The sequence below is a fragment of the Neotamlana sedimentorum genome, assembly GCF_000943565.1.
Classification (GTDB): Bacteria; Bacteroidota; Bacteroidia; order Flavobacteriales; family Flavobacteriaceae; genus Neotamlana; species Neotamlana sedimentorum.
The window spans coordinates 15,478-31,559 of sequence record NZ_JTDW01000011.1 but is presented as its reverse complement, the minus strand read 5'-3'; the positions used below and the strand labels follow the sequence as shown (position 1 = coordinate 31,559).

General features: G+C 33.4%; 12 protein-coding genes. 5 read left to right on the top strand and 7 right to left on the bottom strand.

Going from position 1 to position 16,082, the window contains the following annotated elements; all coding sequences use genetic code 11:
- Positions 1-40: 40 nt before the first annotated feature.
- Both ggt and PW52_RS13190 read right to left on the bottom strand, forming a co-directional pair.
- Complete coding sequence (gene ggt / locus PW52_RS13195) at positions 41-1,732, bottom strand: gamma-glutamyltransferase (RefSeq protein WP_044633440.1); 1,692 nt, start codon at positions 1,730-1,732, stop codon at positions 41-43.
- Positions 1,729-2,328: an acyl carrier protein phosphodiesterase gene (locus tag PW52_RS13190; protein WP_044633439.1), complete on the bottom strand. Its 600-nt coding sequence runs from the start codon at positions 2,326-2,328 to the stop codon at positions 1,729-1,731. Before PW52_RS13190 ends, ggt begins: the two co-directional genes overlap by 4 nt.
- A gap of 77 nt (positions 2,329-2,405) precedes the next feature.
- Here PW52_RS13190 and glmM point away from each other — a divergent pair, with 77 nt between their 5' ends.
- The gene (gene glmM, locus PW52_RS13185) at positions 2,406-3,794 is read left to right on the top strand and encodes a phosphoglucosamine mutase (protein WP_044633438.1); all 1,389 of its coding nucleotides are present in this window, start codon (positions 2,406-2,408) and stop codon (positions 3,792-3,794) included.
- Between the two features lie 71 nt (positions 3,795-3,865).
- Here the strand turns inward: glmM and PW52_RS13180 are convergent, their stop codons facing one another.
- From PW52_RS13180 to PW52_RS13160, 5 genes are all read right to left on the bottom strand, one after another.
- The gene (locus tag PW52_RS13180; RefSeq protein ID WP_082050916.1) at positions 3,866-5,194 is read right to left on the bottom strand and encodes a TolC family protein; all 1,329 of its coding nucleotides are present in this window, start codon (positions 5,192-5,194) and stop codon (positions 3,866-3,868) included.
- Positions 5,187-8,303, bottom strand: coding sequence for an efflux RND transporter permease subunit (locus PW52_RS13175; RefSeq protein WP_044633437.1), 3,117 nt, complete (start codon positions 8,301-8,303; stop codon positions 5,187-5,189). Before PW52_RS13175 ends, PW52_RS13180 begins: the two co-directional genes overlap by 8 nt.
- Before the next feature lie 3 nt (positions 8,304-8,306).
- A complete protein-coding gene (locus tag PW52_RS13170; RefSeq protein ID WP_044633436.1) occupies positions 8,307-9,359 on the bottom strand; it encodes an efflux RND transporter periplasmic adaptor subunit in 1,053 nt (350 codons plus the stop codon).
- A gap of 4 nt (positions 9,360-9,363) precedes the next feature.
- On the bottom strand, positions 9,364-9,966 hold the full coding sequence (locus PW52_RS13165) for a TetR/AcrR family transcriptional regulator (protein WP_044633435.1): 603 nt from the start codon (positions 9,964-9,966) through the stop codon (positions 9,364-9,366).
- A 215-nt stretch (positions 9,967-10,181) separates the two neighbouring features.
- Positions 10,182-11,057, bottom strand: a complete 876-nt coding sequence (locus PW52_RS13160) for a lysophospholipid acyltransferase family protein (protein ID WP_044633434.1) — start codon at positions 11,055-11,057, stop codon at positions 10,182-10,184.
- 100 nt (positions 11,058-11,157) lie between these two features.
- Between PW52_RS13160 and PW52_RS13155 the strand changes: the two genes are divergently transcribed.
- The 4 genes from PW52_RS13155 (at position 11,158) to porQ (ending at position 16,070) form a co-directional block, all read left to right on the top strand.
- Entirely contained in the window at positions 11,158-11,808 is a 651-nt protein-coding gene (locus PW52_RS13155) for a rhomboid family intramembrane serine protease (RefSeq protein ID WP_044633433.1), read from the top strand.
- A gap of 177 nt (positions 11,809-11,985) precedes the next feature.
- On the top strand, positions 11,986-14,436 hold the full coding sequence (gene lon, locus PW52_RS13150) for an endopeptidase La (RefSeq protein ID WP_044633432.1): 2,451 nt from the start codon (positions 11,986-11,988) through the stop codon (positions 14,434-14,436).
- Positions 14,420-14,974: a LysM peptidoglycan-binding domain-containing protein gene (locus PW52_RS13145; RefSeq protein ID WP_044633431.1), complete on the top strand. Its 555-nt coding sequence runs from the start codon at positions 14,420-14,422 to the stop codon at positions 14,972-14,974. The genes lon and PW52_RS13145 overlap by 17 nt, the downstream gene beginning before the upstream one ends.
- 76 nt (positions 14,975-15,050) lie before the next feature.
- Entirely contained in the window at positions 15,051-16,070 is a 1,020-nt protein-coding gene (gene porQ, locus PW52_RS13140; RefSeq protein ID WP_044633430.1) for a type IX secretion system protein PorQ, read from the top strand.
- Positions 16,071-16,082: the final 12 nt, after the last annotated feature.

Genomic DNA, 16,082 nt, shown 5'->3' with positions numbered 1-16,082 from the left:
CTAAAATATTAAACGTTGTCGTGATGCTAAAAAAAAGTGATTAAAATCCGATAGCCGTATCGTCACCTCGATAATCGGCACCGGCTTCGTAAGTTTTATCGTTTAAAACCAATATAGCATCGACTTTACCAAGAATAGGTGAGCGCTTTTCGTTTATTGAATACCCTAAATTTTTAAGTTGAGTTTTGAGGCTTTCATCAAATCCGTTTTTTTCAAGTCTAATTTCATCTGGTAGCCATTGGTGGTGAAACCTTGGTGCATTTACAGCGTCTTGTATGGTCATGCCAAACTCGTGAACATTTAATATAGTTTGTAACACCGATGTTATAATTGTAGAACCACCAGGCGTTCCAACAACCATATATAATTCACCATTTTTTTCAACAATAGTTGGTGTCATGGCGCTAAGCATGCGTTTTTGCGGTGCAATACTATTGGCTTCGGCTCCAATTAAACCAAACATGTTTGGTTCACCTGGTTTACTGCTAAAATCGTCCATTTCGTTGTTTAAAAAGAAACCTAATTCTTGGCAGTATAATTTCGAACCATAGGCACCATTAATTGTAGTTGTAACAGCCACAGCATTTCCAAACTGGTCTACAATAGAGTAGTGGGTTGTTTCATCGCTTTCAATTACTTCAATATTGCCATGAGATACGTCGCTCGATAAAGTAGCTTTATTAAACGTAAAGTCTGCCATTCGTTGGTTTAAATAATCTGTGTTTAAAAGTGAATCGGTTGGAATACTCACAAAATCTGGATCGCCTAAAAAATGACTTCTATCGGCATAAGTTCGTCTTTCGGCTTCGGTAATTACTTGTATCGATTTTAGCGAGTTATGGCCGTATTCGTTTAAGTTAAACGGTTCAATCGATTTCATTATCTGTGCTAAACACACACCGCCACTTGATGGTGGTGCGATAGAAATTACTTTTAAATCGTCGTAGTTAAAGGTAATTGGTTTGCGCCATTTGGCTTCGTAAAGGGCTAAATCTTCTTCAGTAATAATGCCTCCATTATCTTGAATAAATTTAGCCAAAGTTTTGGCAGTTTCACCTTTATAAAACTCATCACGACCACCAATCATTATACGTTCCAGGGTTTGGGCTAATGCAGGATATTTTATGGTATCGTTTTGTTTCCAAGGCTTATCTAAAATTATAGAATCTTTATTTGCCCTCTTAAATAAAGGTTGATACTTTTTAATGCGAATTTCTTGCTTGTGGGTAACAATTACGCCATTTTTAGCTAAATCAATTACTGGTTGTAAAATGGTTTCAATAGGTAGTGAACCTAATTTTTTATGTACTTCGAAAACACCTGCAACTGTACCAGGAACTCCAACGGCCATCGCGCCAAGCGTGCTTTTTTCTGGTATAATATTACCTAAACTATCTAAATACATGTTTTTCGTAGCAGCAAGTGGTGCTTTTTCACGATAGTCCAGTGCGCCGACGTCACCATTATTTTTTCGGTAAACCATAAAGCCGCCTCCGCCAAGGTTTCCGGCGTAAGGATAAGCTACAGCAAGAGCCAGTTCTGTTGCTACCATGGCATCAAAAGCATTGCCGCCTTGTTTTAAAATATTGCTTCCTATTTTTGAGGCTTCAACACGAGCCGTTACCACCATGGCGTTTTCAGTAATTAAACCTCGCGTAGGTGTTTTTTTTACGGCAGTTTCTTTACACGATAAAAATAGTAAAACAGTAAATAGGTAAGCAAATTGCTTCATATAACAGATTGGTTTAATTCGTTTAATTTTTCTTTAGATGATTGCTGTAAAGCTTCAAAAAAAGTAGTGAATTCAGCTTCAAAATCTTCATAAAAATCTTCAAGTTCTTTTACAGCTTCGTTCATGCCCGATCGATTTTGCGTGCGTTTATTCATCCCATTTAATACGCGCGAAATACCTTCAGTATTAGCGTAGCTTAACAACCAATTATCGGCAATCATATAAGGCATCATTTTTTGTATTCGACTTGGTAAAATGTTGTAATGCGTTTTTAAAGAATTGTAAAAATCATTTACATAATCCGGTAAAGGTTTATTCGAGTAATTTTGCCAATTTTTAGCTAAAAAATGGTCGTATAAAATATCTACAATAACCCCAGAATAATGTCCGTATTTTTTGTGAAGTCTTTTGGTGCTTTGCCTTACTACTGGGTGTGCATCGGTAAAGGTGTCGATATGCCGGTGTAAAAGAATGCCAATTTGAAGGTCGCGTTGGTATTTTTTATAGCTTTTACCTTTTATGCCATCGGCCATAAAATTGCCAATAGTAACCATGTTGTTTTCGCCAGAAAGATAAATATGCGCCAAGTAATTCATTTTGGAAATTTACAAATTCCTTAGTAAAAATTCCGACTTTGAAATACTATATTTGTGAACAACTAATTAAAAAATTTATGACATTAATAAAATCTATATCGGGAATTAGAGGAACCATTGGAGGGCAAGTAGGCGATAATTTAACGCCAATTGATGCGGTTAAGTTCGCTTCGGCTTATGGTGTTTGGGTTAAAGCGCAACGCAACAAAACAAATTACAAAGTTGTAGTTGGACGAGATGCGCGTATTTCTGGAAAAATGATACAGAATTTAGTTATGAATACACTAATTGGTTTAGGTATAGATGTGGTAGATGTAGGTCTTTCTACTACACCAACTGTTGAGGTTGCTGTACCTATGGAACATGCCGATGGCGGTATCATTTTAACTGCAAGCCACAATCCAAAGCAATGGAATGCTTTAAAATTATTAAATAGCAAGGGCGAGTTTGTTGATGCCAAAGCAGGTGCCGAAATTTTAGAAATAGCAGAAAGCAATACTATAGATTTTGCCGATGTGGATAGTCTGGGGGAAATTACTAAAAATAAAGCGTATATAGATTTACATATTATTGAAGTACTGGATTTAGATTTAGTAAATGTAAAGGCTATTGAAGATGCTAATTTTACAGTAGTTTTTGATGGTGTGAATTCTACCGGAGGTATTGCTATACCTTTGCTTTTAGAACGTTTAGGTGTAAATGTTATTAAGTTATATTGCGAACCAAATGGGCATTTTCCGCATAACCCCGAACCTTTAAAAGAACATTTAACCGATTTGTCTGAAGCTGTAAAAAAACACAATGCCGACTTTGGAATTGTGGTAGATCCAGATGTAGATCGATTAGCCTTTATGGATGAAAATGGAGAAATGTTTGGTGAAGAATATACGTTAGTGGCTTGTGCCGATTATGTGTTAAGTAAAACACCAGGTAATACAGTAAGCAATATGAGTTCTACTAGAGCATTGCGCGATGTAACCGAAAAACATGGCGGAACATATGAAGCTAGCGCTGTAGGCGAAGTAAATGTTGTGAATTTAATGAAGAAAAATAACGTGGTTATTGGAGGTGAAGGTAACGGTGGAATAATTTATCCTCCAGCACATTACGGTAGAGATGCCTTAGTTGGAGTAGCTCTATTTTTAAGTTTATTAGCCGATAAAAAAATGAGTGTTAGTGAGCTTAAAAAAACCTACCCAAGTTATTTTATGAGTAAAAAGAAAATAGAATTAACACCAGAATTAGATGTTGATGCTATTTTAAAAGAAATAGAAGCCCGTTACCAAAACGAACAATTAACCACTATTGATGGTGTAAAAATAGATTTCCCGGAGAATTGGGTACACTTACGAAAAAGTAATACAGAACCTATTATTAGAATTTATACTGAAGCTACATCGCAAGATGTTGCAGATAATTTAGCTGATAAATTTATTGAAGAATTAGGTGAAATAGCCAAAAAATAAGATTGATTTAAAACAAAATAAAAAGGCTATAAACATTGTTTATAGCCTTTTTTTGGAACGATTATTTGCTATTAATCTAAAACCGGAATTTCAATTTGGTTTGTGCTGTATAAGTAAGTCGCTTCTTTTTGTTTAAAATTAGCAATAGCGCTTATTAAGCTAGCTTCGGCTTCTTCTTGAGTTTGTCTTGCGTTTAATAAATCGGTTAAATTATTTAAACCGCTATTGTAATTATCACGTTGAGCTTCAAGGTTTTTATTGGCAAAAGTAAGTTTGTCTTTTGCATATTGAATTTGTTTGTTTGCTGTTTGTAAATCGTACCAATTTTTGGTAATGTATTTTGTTAATTGATCTTCAACATCATGTAAATTATTTTCAGCAATTTGTAAATCCACTTCTTTTTGGCGAATTTTCTTTTTTTCTTTTCCCCAGAATGCAGAAATAGGTATAGTTACTGTACCAAAAGCAATGGGTTGTATATCCATATCAAAAGCATTGTTAAAAGTACCTACTTTTACTGCGTTTACGCCCACGGCAACTTGTGGTAATAAATTCGATTTTTCATTTTTAACTTGCAATTCGGCAGCACTTACTTGTTTTTGAGAAAGTTGATATAGATTGTTGCCAGCTAAATCAATAGTTAAATTGTTATCTAAAATTGCCGATGAAAAAGCCTCTTTATTAATGCTGCTTGTAGCTACCATAGTAGTGTCAAAAGGTATTCCTACATATAAAGCTAAATCTAAAAGTGCAATTTTTCTAAAATTGGCAAGTTCTAATTCGTTAACCAGAATATTACTTTTTTCAACATTTACTTGTAGCATTTGGCTTTCAGATATTAATCCAGCATCTAGTAAGTCCTGTTGTTGTTTTAAAAGCTCGTTAACATACGTTTTACCTGCTTGTAATACTTTTTGTTGCTCTTGTAACTGTATTAGCTGCCAAAACTTTAATTCTGTATTAAGCATAACAGAATCTATAGTAGTTTCATGACCAATTTTTCTGGCTTCTAATTGTAATTCAGCTAACTTATTGCCAAGTCTTACTTTGCCTCCTGCATAAACGGCTTGTGTTGCTGTAGCGCCTACAGAATATATATTCTCAATACCGTCGGGCAAATAGGTTGGTATTTCAGGTACTAAATAATCAAAAGCTTGAACAGCAAATGCATTTGCTGAAACTTCTGGAAAATAATTGTCAAAAGCTTCTTGCTTAACAAATTCTGCTTTTTTTATTAAAAGTGAATCGTTTTTTATACTTCTACTGTATTGTAGCGCTTTCTTTTTTAAATCGTCTAGTTTTAATTGTTTCTCTTGTGCATTAACAGTAACTGTGTTAAATAATAGAAAGACAATAAAAACGCTAGTAGATAAATATGCTATTTTATATGTGTTACTCATGGTTTTCAATATTTTGTTCTTGTTCAGTTTTGTCTTCATCTCCTCTAAAAAATATCCAATATAAAATTGGTAATACATATAATGTTAATACCATAGATACTAATAAACCAAAGGCAATTACAGTACCAAGTGGGCCCCAAAGACTAGAGCGACTAATTATCATTGGTGTTACACCAACCGCAGCGGCAGCCGATGTTAAAAATATTGGACGCATTCTGCGTTCTGCAGATAAAATAGCAGCTTCTTTAAACGTTTTACCATGGTGGAGGTGAAGCTCATCGGCATAATCTATTAAAATAATACCGTTTCGTACTACAATACCACATAACGCTAAGATGCCTAAGAATGAAGTGAAACCAAATGGATATTGCATAAGCAGTAACCCTAAAGCGGCTCCTAAAATACTTAATGGCATAGTTATAAAACTTAAAATAGCGTGTTTAAACGATTTAAAATGCCAGATAAGTATAAGTACAATTAGCACAACGCTAACTAGTAGAGAAATTCCCATTGGTACAAGATTTTCTTGAGACATCTCGAATTCTCCACCATATTCTACAGTAATGTGGTCTGGAATGTTAAGTTCTTCTAATTTTGGTTTAATTTTTTCTAATACTACGTTAGCAACGGCACCTTTTTCAATGTCTACTCTTACGGTTAAGCAGCGCATACCATTTTGCCTTACAATTTGCTCTTGTCCCCAGTCTGCTTTTATTTCTGCTACTTGAGTTAACGGAATGTTTTTACCAGTAGAAGGTACAATAACAGAAAGTTGATCTAACTCTGATATAGTTTGCGCTTTATCTGTTTTAGATTTTACTTTTACATTTATAGCGTAATTATCATCGTAAATTTGTGTAGCCTGTAAACCTTCGGTATTCATAGCAATAGTATTTGCTATATCGGTTTTGGTTAATCCGGCTTGTGCTAATTGTTGTTCTTTTATTTTTATACCAACTTTATTGTACACTTCTCCAAAATCGGTTCTAGACCAAATGGTTTGTGGTGTTTGTCTTGCTAAGTTTATTATGGAATCGCCATACTTTTTAATTTCCGCAATGTTATCACCATATAGTTTAATTTCAATAGGTGCAGGTTTACCAACCATGTTTAATTGTTTCATTCGTAAATATGCATTCGGGAACATGTTTGCATATTTTTGGTCGTATTCTTTTAAAACTTCTTCTGTAGCATCATCAGAGGTAGTTGTTACCAAAATTTGTGCATAGTTTTTTGCTGGTAAATTAGGTGCATAAACCATGTGGAATCTTGGAGAACTTTCGCCTATAAAACTTGTGTAGTTAACCACACGTTCATCTTTAGCGAGTACTTTTTCGAATTCATTTACAACTTTAGCTGTTTCTTCTAAGTTGCTAGCTTTATTTAAATTAACTTCTACAGCGAATTGATTTCTTTCAACTATGGGAAATAATTCTTGGCTTACGTTAGAAAATAATACTAATCCTAAAACAATAGAAAGAACACCAGCTAAAACCGTAATTCTGTAATGCTCCATAGCTTTATTAACGCTATTGTTGAAGAAAGTTTGAATACGATCTAGCATCGATTTTTTATGTTCTTCGCCTTCTTTTTTATCGGCATGAAGTCCTTTTTTAATAAAAACAGTATTTAAATGCGGTACTAATAAAATAGATATGGTTAATGAAAGGAATAGCGCTATAGATATTGTCCATGGAAATGTACTTAAAAAGTCTTTCGCTGTTCCGCTCATAAAAAACATAAGCGGGAAAAAGGTAGCTGAAATTGCTAGGGTAGCAGTAAATACAGATGGAAACAGTTCGGTAGCACTTTCTAAGGCAGCTTCCCAGCGTGTTTTACCTTCGTCTAGTTTTTCAATGTAATTATCTATAACCACAATAGGATCATCTACCACAATACCTAAAACTACAATTAAAGCGGCTAGGGTAACTGTGTTTAGTTCCATATTTAGCAAATACATAACGGCAAGCGTTGATGCAATGGTAATAGGAATTGTAGCAGCAGCTAAAGATGCCACACGAAAAGGTAGCAAAAGCATACTTACTAAAATTACCCCCATAAGGGCATAACCAAACTCTTTCATAAAATGTGCAATGGAGTGGTTTACAGCTTCAGGTTGATCTGCAATTACATTTATTTTAATGTCTTGAGGTAAATCTTGCTTAAGTTTAGAAATATGTTCTTCAATTTCATCTCCAAATTGTACAATGTTATTGCCTTTAGCCATTTCTAAAGTAATAATAATGCTTTTTGTACCATTGCTTTGAATGTAGGAGTCCGGATCGTTATACTCACGTTTTACATCGGCAATATCGCTTATTCTTATAACGTTTCCGTTTTCATCTGAAGTAATAATATGTTGAGCAATATCTGCAATATTATTGAACGATGGATTAATGTGTATTGGGTAATCTATGGTTTCCGACTCTAAATCGCCTGCAGGTTTTATAGCGCCTTGAGCATTTAAACTTTGCGTTAGCATGCCAGAACTTATGGCGTATTCTGCTAATTTATTTTGGTCAACATATACAGCTATTTGCTCCTTTATACTTCCGGAAAAACTAATTTTAGCCATTTCATCAATGCCTCTTAAATCGTCTATAATTTCTTCGGCATGACGTTGTAAGTCTTTGTATGGTCTGTCTTTAGACTCTACAGCCAAAATCATGGCAGCTGTATTACCAAAATCGCTATTTACTACAACACCTTGAACTTCTGGAGGTAACGATGTTTGCTGAAATACAAATAAATCGTTTTTTAATCTGTTCCAGAACTGTTGTGTTTCGTATTTATCGACTCTGTTAGCAACTTCAACATAAACATAGCTTCTGCCTTCTTGCGAATACGAGTAGGTTTTTGCTTTATCAATTTGGTTGTAGCTAAATAAATATTCTTCTAACTTAGTGGTAAGTTGTTCTTCTACTTCTTCGGCACTGGCTCCCGGATATATACCAACAACAAGCCCTGTTCTAATAGTAAAATCTGGAAACTCATTTCTAGACATGTTGGCTAGTCCAAGAATACCTATAAATAAAAACACCAAAGCAAGCGCTATGGGGAAAGCCGTGTTTTTCATTCCCCATTCAATAAGTGAACCTTTTTGTTTCATTTTTTATTGCGTTAAAATTTTAATAGGAGTGTTGTTGGTTAATTTATGGTAGCCAGAAGTAATTACTTTATCGCCTAATTTTAGGCCCTTTTTAATTTCAATACCATCATTATATAATTTGCCAACTTCAACCAATTTGCGTTCTGCAGAATTATTTTCATTATTTACAACATATACAAAATTTTTGCCTTCGTTGGTTATAGAAACTACATCTACAGGTAGTTTGATGAATTGATTTACAGCGTTATCAATATCTTTAGATAAATTTTGAATTACGTTAGTACATGTCATTCCAGGCTTTAAGATGCTATTAGGATTATTAATAGTTATTTTTGCTGTGTATACAGGAGTTGAGGTTTCTGCTTGTACAGCAATTTCTGTAAGTTTACCCGTAAATTCTTTGTTAAGGTTAGGTACATAAATTTTTGCTTCGCTACCTGTTTTATATAAGTTTATTTCTTTATCTGATAATGAAATTATGGCTTGAACCTTAGATAGATCAACTAATTCAAGAACAGGCATTCCTGGAGAAGCTATATCTCCAGTTTCCATTTCCTTTTTGGTTATATAGCCACTAAAAGGAGCTACTAAACTTGTGTGGCTTAGGTTTTTACTTGAAGCGTTTAAAGCAGATTGTGCTTGCTCGTAATTAGATTTTGCTTCAATCATTCGTATTTCTGCAATACTTCCTTTTTGATACACACTATTTATACGTGTAAAGTTTTCTTTAGCTAAGTTAGCTTGTGCTTTATTCGCTTCAAATTGAGCTTTATAAATTGATGGATCTATAGTCGCTAAAAGTTGTCCCTTTTTTACATAGTCGCCTAGGTTAACATTTAGTTTAGTTATATCTCCAGCAACTTGAAAACTAACGTTTGATGTTTTAATGGGTTTTATAATTCCTGGGTACTTTTCGGTGTTATTACTATTAGTTCCGGGTGTAATTGTAATTATGCTAACCCCAATTGGGTTTATGGTGTTAGTTGTTTTTTCTTCTTTACAAGAGGTTAGAATAAGCCCCAAAAGAATAGTGTATAAAAATGGTTTATTTATCATTTTGTTATTTGGTTTTTAACGATTTTATTAAAAGTTGATTTATCCAGTTTATTTTTGTTTCCATATCTCCTTTAAACGTTTCATATATGAAAAACTCTCTTTTTGTATTGTCGCTTGTTGTAACAATTACGGTTGCTAAAAAGTTTAAATTTTCTTCATCGATAGCAATTATTTCTTCTTTTTCTATAGCCCATTTTAAACATGTTTTTATAATTTCTATATCTTGTTTTCTTAATTTAATTGCAATTGCAGATACAAAATCTTCACCTTGTTTTAAATCGTTTAAAATGGCTTCATAAGTTTTTGCAGCATTTTTTAAATGTGTTATATGCTCATTAGCGTATATAGATAGGTTTTCTTCAATTGAATTGTTTTTGGTAATTCTTGTTTTACAGCTTTTTATTAGTGTTTCATTGAAATCTTCCATGAATGCTTGAAAAACATCTTCTTTATTTTTGTAATAGTAATAAAGTGTGCTTCTGCCTTTTCCAGATGCTTTCGCAATAAGCCCCATGTTAGCTTTACGAAAGCCATGTTTTTGAAACACAGTTTTAGAGGCTTCCATAATTTGACTTTTTACAAATTCGTCTTTTTGATTTTTCGACATTTTATTTAAAAGTGTTTAATTTTCGACAAAAATATAGAATTTGTCTAAATATGAGACATAAATAGTTTATTTAACAAAAAAATATTTTTTTAATAGAGCCTTAATACTTTTGTTAAGTTTAATTTTAGCTCATACTAAATTTTGTAATTATCTGATTATTTGTATTTTAATGTTATTTTGTAATTAAAGTAGAAGAGTAATTACATTGAAGGATATTAGTGTTTACGCGCGTGCTTCCAGCGTTTATGTGTCCATAAATAATATTCTGGAGCTTCATGTATTTGTTGTTCAACAAGTTTTAGGAAGATATCAGTAATTTCGTAGTTCTTAAAATCAGCAGGTGTTTCTGTAATGGTTTCAAAAGTGCATTCGTAAAAACCGCGTTTAACTTTTTTTACTTTAAAAAAAACTACAGCCATATTTAATTTTTTAGCAAGCATTTCTGCTCCTGTATGGACAGGAACATGAATACCCATAAAATCCTGCCAGTGGTAAGCTTTATTTCGTCTTGGAGATTGATCTGAAACAAAACCGTTAACAGATAAAATGCCTTGCTTTTTTTGTTCAATTAAGGTAGGTATAATATCTTTTGTAGTTATTAAATAACTATTATATTTTGCTCTTATTCGTTTTACTAGTTTGTCGAAATACTTATTAGCTAGCTGTTTGTAAACGGCATTTCCTCTAGCTTTAATATAGGTTTGCAATATAAAAATCCATTCCCAGCTTCCGTAATGCGCACACATTAAAATTATACTACGGTTGTTAGATTCTATATCTTGAATTAATTCTACATTTGTAAATTTAAATCGCTTTTTCATCTCAGCTTCAGAAATTGTTAGAGATTTTATCGATTCTACAATCATATCACACAAATGGTGATAAAACACCTTGGTAATTCTTTTAATTTCTTTTTCGGTTTTTTCAGGAAAAACAAGTTTTAAATTAGAAGAAACTACCTTTTTTCTATATCCAAAAACGCGAAAAAGTAAAATATATAATCCGTCTGAAAATAAATAAAGAAGTCTAAATGGTAAAATAGAAGTTAGCCATAAAAACGGATAAATAAAAATATATGCTAAAAAGTGCATGAATTAGTTTTAGATTTGTGAATGCAAAAGTACAGCAATTTTTTTATTTGAATTGTGCTTTATTCTAACGAAAACTTATAACATAAAACCATAACAAAACATGGGGAATATAGATTTAATCACGATAATTTTAATAGGTGCAAACGCATTAATATCATATAAAGGTTTTAACGATTATAGTTTTTTTGAGAAGTATAAACTTCAAGTAGGGCCTATTAACCGCGGAGAGAAACTCCGATTAGTAAGTTCTGGTTTTTTACATGCCAATACTCAGCATTTATTGTTTAATATGTTGTCGTTGTACTTTTTTGCCGATGTGGTTTTAGGAAATTTAGGTAGCATAAAATTTTTAATTATTTATTTCGGGAGTTTAGTTTTAGGTAGTTTACTGTCGGTTTATTTTCATAAAAACGAATATAATTATAGTGCCGTTGGAGCCAGTGGTGCGGTTTCTGGTATTATTTATTCTGCAATTTTATTGCAACCAGGAATGAAGCTGATGTTTTTTCTAGTTCCTATACCTATTCCTGCGTACATTTTTGGTGTTGGGTATTTGTTGTATTCAATTTACGGTATGAAAAAACAATTAGGTAATATTGGTCACGACGCGCATTTTGGTGGCGCTGTTGGTGGTTATTTAATTACCTTAATTTTATCACCATGGCTTTTTAGCACTAATCTATTTATGGTTGTTCTTTTGGCTATCCCTATTCTTATTTTATTTCTTTTAAAGAAAACAGGGAACATGTAGTAGATGCGAATTTTGTTACCTATTCTTAAAATTGGCACAGCAATTGACTTTATAGTTCTAATATTGAACAAATAGCGCTGCTTAAGTGCTTGAAATTCAGTAATTTTAATTGTTTTATAAGAAATAAAATTTACGATCAATTTAGTTTTTAATGACAGATTGACCTACTATGAATATATGAAAAAATCTAAATTTACAACCCTTGACAGTTTGTCACTTCAGGAATTCGATGAAAATTCAGAATTAATTCCTTTAATGACCCCAGAAGATGAGGAAGCAATAAATAATGAGGAATTACCTGAAACTTTACCTATTCTTTCGTTAAGAAATACGGTGTTATTTCCAGGTGTGGTTATTCCAATTACTGCAGGACGCGATAAATCTATAAAACTAATAAATGATGCCAATAAAGGCGGAAAAGTTATTGGTGTTGTAGCTCAAAAAGATGAAGCTGTTGAAAACCCATCAGCAAAAGAAATCCACGAAACAGGTACTGTTGCCAGAATATTGCGCGTTTTAAAAATGCCTGATGGTAACGTTACAGTTATTATTCAAGGTAAAAAACGATTTAAAGTAGCCGAGGTTTTAACCGAAGAACCATACATGAATGCTACCATTCGCGATTTACCTGAGGCTAAACCTGCAGTAAAAAACAAGGAATTTACGGCAATAATAGATTCTATTAAAGATTTAGCTTTAGAAATTATAAAGGAAAGCCCGAACATACCTAGCGAAGCATCATTTGCTATTAAAAATATTGAAAGCAATTCGTTTTTAGTAAATTTTGTATCGTCTAACATGAATTTATCGGTCGAGGAAAAACAGTCGTTGCTAGAAATGGACGATCTTAAGCGTCGTGCATTAGCTACTTTAAAATATATGAATGTTGAGTTTCAAAAATTAGAATTGAAAAACGATATTCAATCTAAGGTTCAAATGGATATGAACCAGCAACAGCGCGAGTATTTCTTGCATCAGCAAATGAAAACCATTCAAGAAGAATTGGGAGGCGTTAGCCACGATCAAGAAATTGATGAAATGAAGGCAAAGGCTAAAGAAAAGCAATGGGACGAAAAAATTGAAAAGCATTTCGAAAAAGAAATTGCAAAAATGCAACGTATGAATCCGCAAGTTGCCGAATATTCTATTCAAAGAAATTATTTAGAACTCTTTTTAGATTTACCTTGGAATGAGTTTAGCAAAGATAAATTCGATTTAAAACGCGCTATGAAAATTCTAGATCGCGATCATTTTGGTTTAGAAGATGTGAAGCGCAGAATAATTGAATATTTAGCTGTTTTAAAACTGCGAAACGATATGAAATCGCCAATATTATGTCTTTACGGCCCTCCAGGAGTTGGTAAAACCTCTTTAGGAAAATCTATAGCGGAAGCTTTAGGGCGTGAGTATGTACGTATATCGCTTGGCGGTTTGCGTGACGAAGCAGAAATTCGTGGACATAGAAAAACCTATATTGGAGCTATGCCAGGGCGTATTATTCAAAGTTTAAAAAAGGCAGGAACATCAAACCCAGTTTTTGTTTTAGATGAGATAGATAAATTATCAAATTCACATCAAGGCGATCCATCTTCTGCTATGTTAGAAGTTTTAGATCCTGAGCAAAATAGCGAGTTTTACGATAACTTTTTAGAAATGGGTTACGACCTTTCTAAAGTTATGTTTATCGCAACTTCAAACAGTTTGTCAACCATTCAACCAGCGTTGTTAGACCGTATGGAAATTATAAACGTAACGGGTTATACTATTGAAGAAAAGGTGGAAATAGCTAAACGCCATTTGTTACCAAAGCAGTTAAAAGAACACGGTTTATCTTCTAAAGATTTAAAAATTGGGAAATCGCAATTAGAAAAAATTGTTGAAGGATATACACGCGAATCTGGTGTTCGAGGTTTAGATAAGCAAATAGCAAAAATGGTGCGTTTTGCGGCCAAAAATATTGCTATGGAAGAAGATTATAACGTAAAAGTTACAAACGAAGACGTTATTGAAGTTTTAGGCGGACCAAAATTAGAGCGCGATAAATATGAAAATAATAATGTTGCCGGTGTTGTTACAGGATTAGCTTGGACACGTGTTGGTGGCGATATTTTATTTATAGAATCTATTCTATCAAAAGGAAAAGGCGCTTTAACAATTACAGGAAACCTTGGTAAGGTAATGAAAGAGTCGTCTACCATCGCGATGGAATACATTAAAGCAAATGCCGAAACGTTTGGGATAGATCCAACAGTTTTCGATAAATATAATGTGCATATTCACGTGCCAGAAGGAGCTACCCCAAAAGACGGACCAAGCGCAGGAGTTACCATGTTAACATCTCTAGTATCGTTGTATACACAGCGAAAGGTGAAGAAAAGCTTAGCTATGACAGGCGAAATTACGCTTCGCGGAAAGGTATTGCCAGTTGGAGGAATTAAAGAAAAAATTCTAGCGGCTAAACGTGCCAGAATAAAAGAAATTTTACTTTGTGAAGATAACCGAAGAGATATAGAAGAAATAAAACCAGAATATTTAAAAGGTTTAACCTTCCATTATGTTACAGATATGAGCGATGTTATTAAATTAGCATTAACAAATCAAAAAGTAAAAAATGCTAAAAAACTGTAGGTTTCAAATTTTTATTGTTCTTGTTTGTGCTTGTGTTTGTTTACAAGCACAAACAAGAACATCGTATAAAGATGTGCTACTAAACGGAAAACCAGCACGACTTAATTTAGCAACTGGCGAGTTTACTTTAGTAGGTTCAAAAGGGCAAGATTCAATAGTTGATGCGAAATTAAAAAACAAAGATTTTTCTTTAGAAAGCTTGAATTATCATGTTGTCGCATCTGGAGAGAAGTTGTTGGATATTGCAAACCAATATGGGTTAAGCTTACAAGAAATAAAAGTAGCTAACCAATTAGAAACAACACTTGTGCAACCAGGGCAAAAACTACGCGTTCGTAATTTTGAGCAACAAAACCAGGTTGAAACTTCGAAGCCTTCAGTTAAAACAAATATTAAAAGTGATGTTTGGGTAGTTAAACCGGGAGAAACATTATATCGAATTTCGGTTAACTCTGGTGTTAGTGTAAAAGAGTTAAAACGCTTAAATAATTTAAAGGACAATAATATTTTTGTTGGTCAAAAGTTAAAGTTAAATTAGTTTTAGTAGTCTTCAAAAAAAATAAAAAAAGCATAACAACGTTTTAGTATAGTTTTAGTTACTTTGCGACCTTAATATGCTTAAAAAAGTAGTTCTACATTGTTTGTTAGTTGTTAGTGCGGTGTCTTATTCTCAAATAGGAGGCGAGCATACCTATGAATTTTTAAATTTAATTTCTGCGCCACGTCAAGCGGCTTTAGGAGGTAAGGTTTTAACAAATGTAGATTACGATGTTACCCAAGCGCTTTATAATCCGGCAACTATTAATGCCGATATGGATAATCAATTAGCTTTAAACTACGTGAGTTATTTAGGCGGTATTGGTTACGGTACTGCTGCTTATGCTTACACAGTAGATAGGCGAACGCAAACATTTCATGCCGGTGTAACTTATATTAATTACGGAAAATTTGATGGTTACGACGAAGATGGTAATTCCACAGGAGCCTTTTCGGGAGGCGAAACAGCTTTGTCTTTAGGTTATGCCACTCAAATTGGTTATTCCGATTTTTATTTTGGTGGAAATTTAAAATTAATTACCTCTAAACTCGAAGAATATACATCGTTTGGGGCCGCGGTAGATTTAGGTTTAATTTATATTGACCATAATTTAGATTTTAATGCGGCACTAGTAGTTAGAAATTTAGGTTCGCAAATTACAACTTATGCAGGCTTGCAAGAATCTTTGCCATTTGAGGTTGCCTTGGGGCTGTCTCAAAAACTAGAAAATGTGCCTATTCGTTGGCATGTTACTTTCGAGAATTTGCAACAATGGCCTATTGCTTTTTCTAATCCTTCTAGAACATCTAGCGATTTAAATGGAAATGAAACCAAAGAAAAAGTTGGATTTTTAGCCGAGGTTATTCGTCATACTATTGTAGGAGCCGAAATTTTTCCAGAAGGTGGTTTTAATATTCGTGTTGGTTATAATTTTAGAAGAGGCGAGGAGCTTCGTGTTGTGGAACAACGCAACTTTTCGGGTATTGCTGTAGGTTTTGGTTTGAAAATGAATAGAATGCGTTTTAACTATACACATGCCAAATATACCGGAGAGGCGAATGCTAACTTTTTTGGACTTCAAATAGATTTACAATAAAATATCTTATTG

Bases quoted from the DNA above. Each gene is read 5' to 3' on its own strand.
- PW52_RS13165 (WP_044633435.1), bottom strand. From the start codon at position 9,966: ATGTCGAAAAATCAAAAAGACGAATTTGTAAAAAGTCAAATTATGGAA.
- PW52_RS13190 (WP_044633439.1), bottom strand. From the start codon at position 2,328: ATGAATTACTTGGCGCATATTTATCTTTCTGGCGAAAACAACATGGTT.
- porQ (WP_044633430.1), top strand. From the start codon at position 15,051: ATGCTTAAAAAAGTAGTTCTACATTGTTTGTTAGTTGTTAGTGCGGTG.
- lon (WP_044633432.1), top strand. From the start codon at position 11,986: ATGAAAAAATCTAAATTTACAACCCTTGACAGTTTGTCACTTCAGGAA.
- PW52_RS13155 (WP_044633433.1), top strand. From the start codon at position 11,158: ATGGGGAATATAGATTTAATCACGATAATTTTAATAGGTGCAAACGCA.
- PW52_RS13160 (WP_044633434.1), bottom strand. From the start codon at position 11,057: ATGCACTTTTTAGCATATATTTTTATTTATCCGTTTTTATGGCTAACT.
- PW52_RS13170 (WP_044633436.1), bottom strand. From the start codon at position 9,359: ATGATAAATAAACCATTTTTATACACTATTCTTTTGGGGCTTATTCTA.
- glmM (WP_044633438.1), top strand. From the start codon at position 2,406: ATGACATTAATAAAATCTATATCGGGAATTAGAGGAACCATTGGAGGG.
- PW52_RS13175 (WP_044633437.1), bottom strand. From the start codon at position 8,303: ATGAAACAAAAAGGTTCACTTATTGAATGGGGAATGAAAAACACGGCT.
- PW52_RS13180 (WP_082050916.1), bottom strand. From the start codon at position 5,194: ATGAGTAACACATATAAAATAGCATATTTATCTACTAGCGTTTTTATT.
- ggt (WP_044633440.1), bottom strand. From the start codon at position 1,732: ATGAAGCAATTTGCTTACCTATTTACTGTTTTACTATTTTTATCGTGT.
- PW52_RS13145 (WP_044633431.1), top strand. From the start codon at position 14,420: ATGCTAAAAAACTGTAGGTTTCAAATTTTTATTGTTCTTGTTTGTGCT.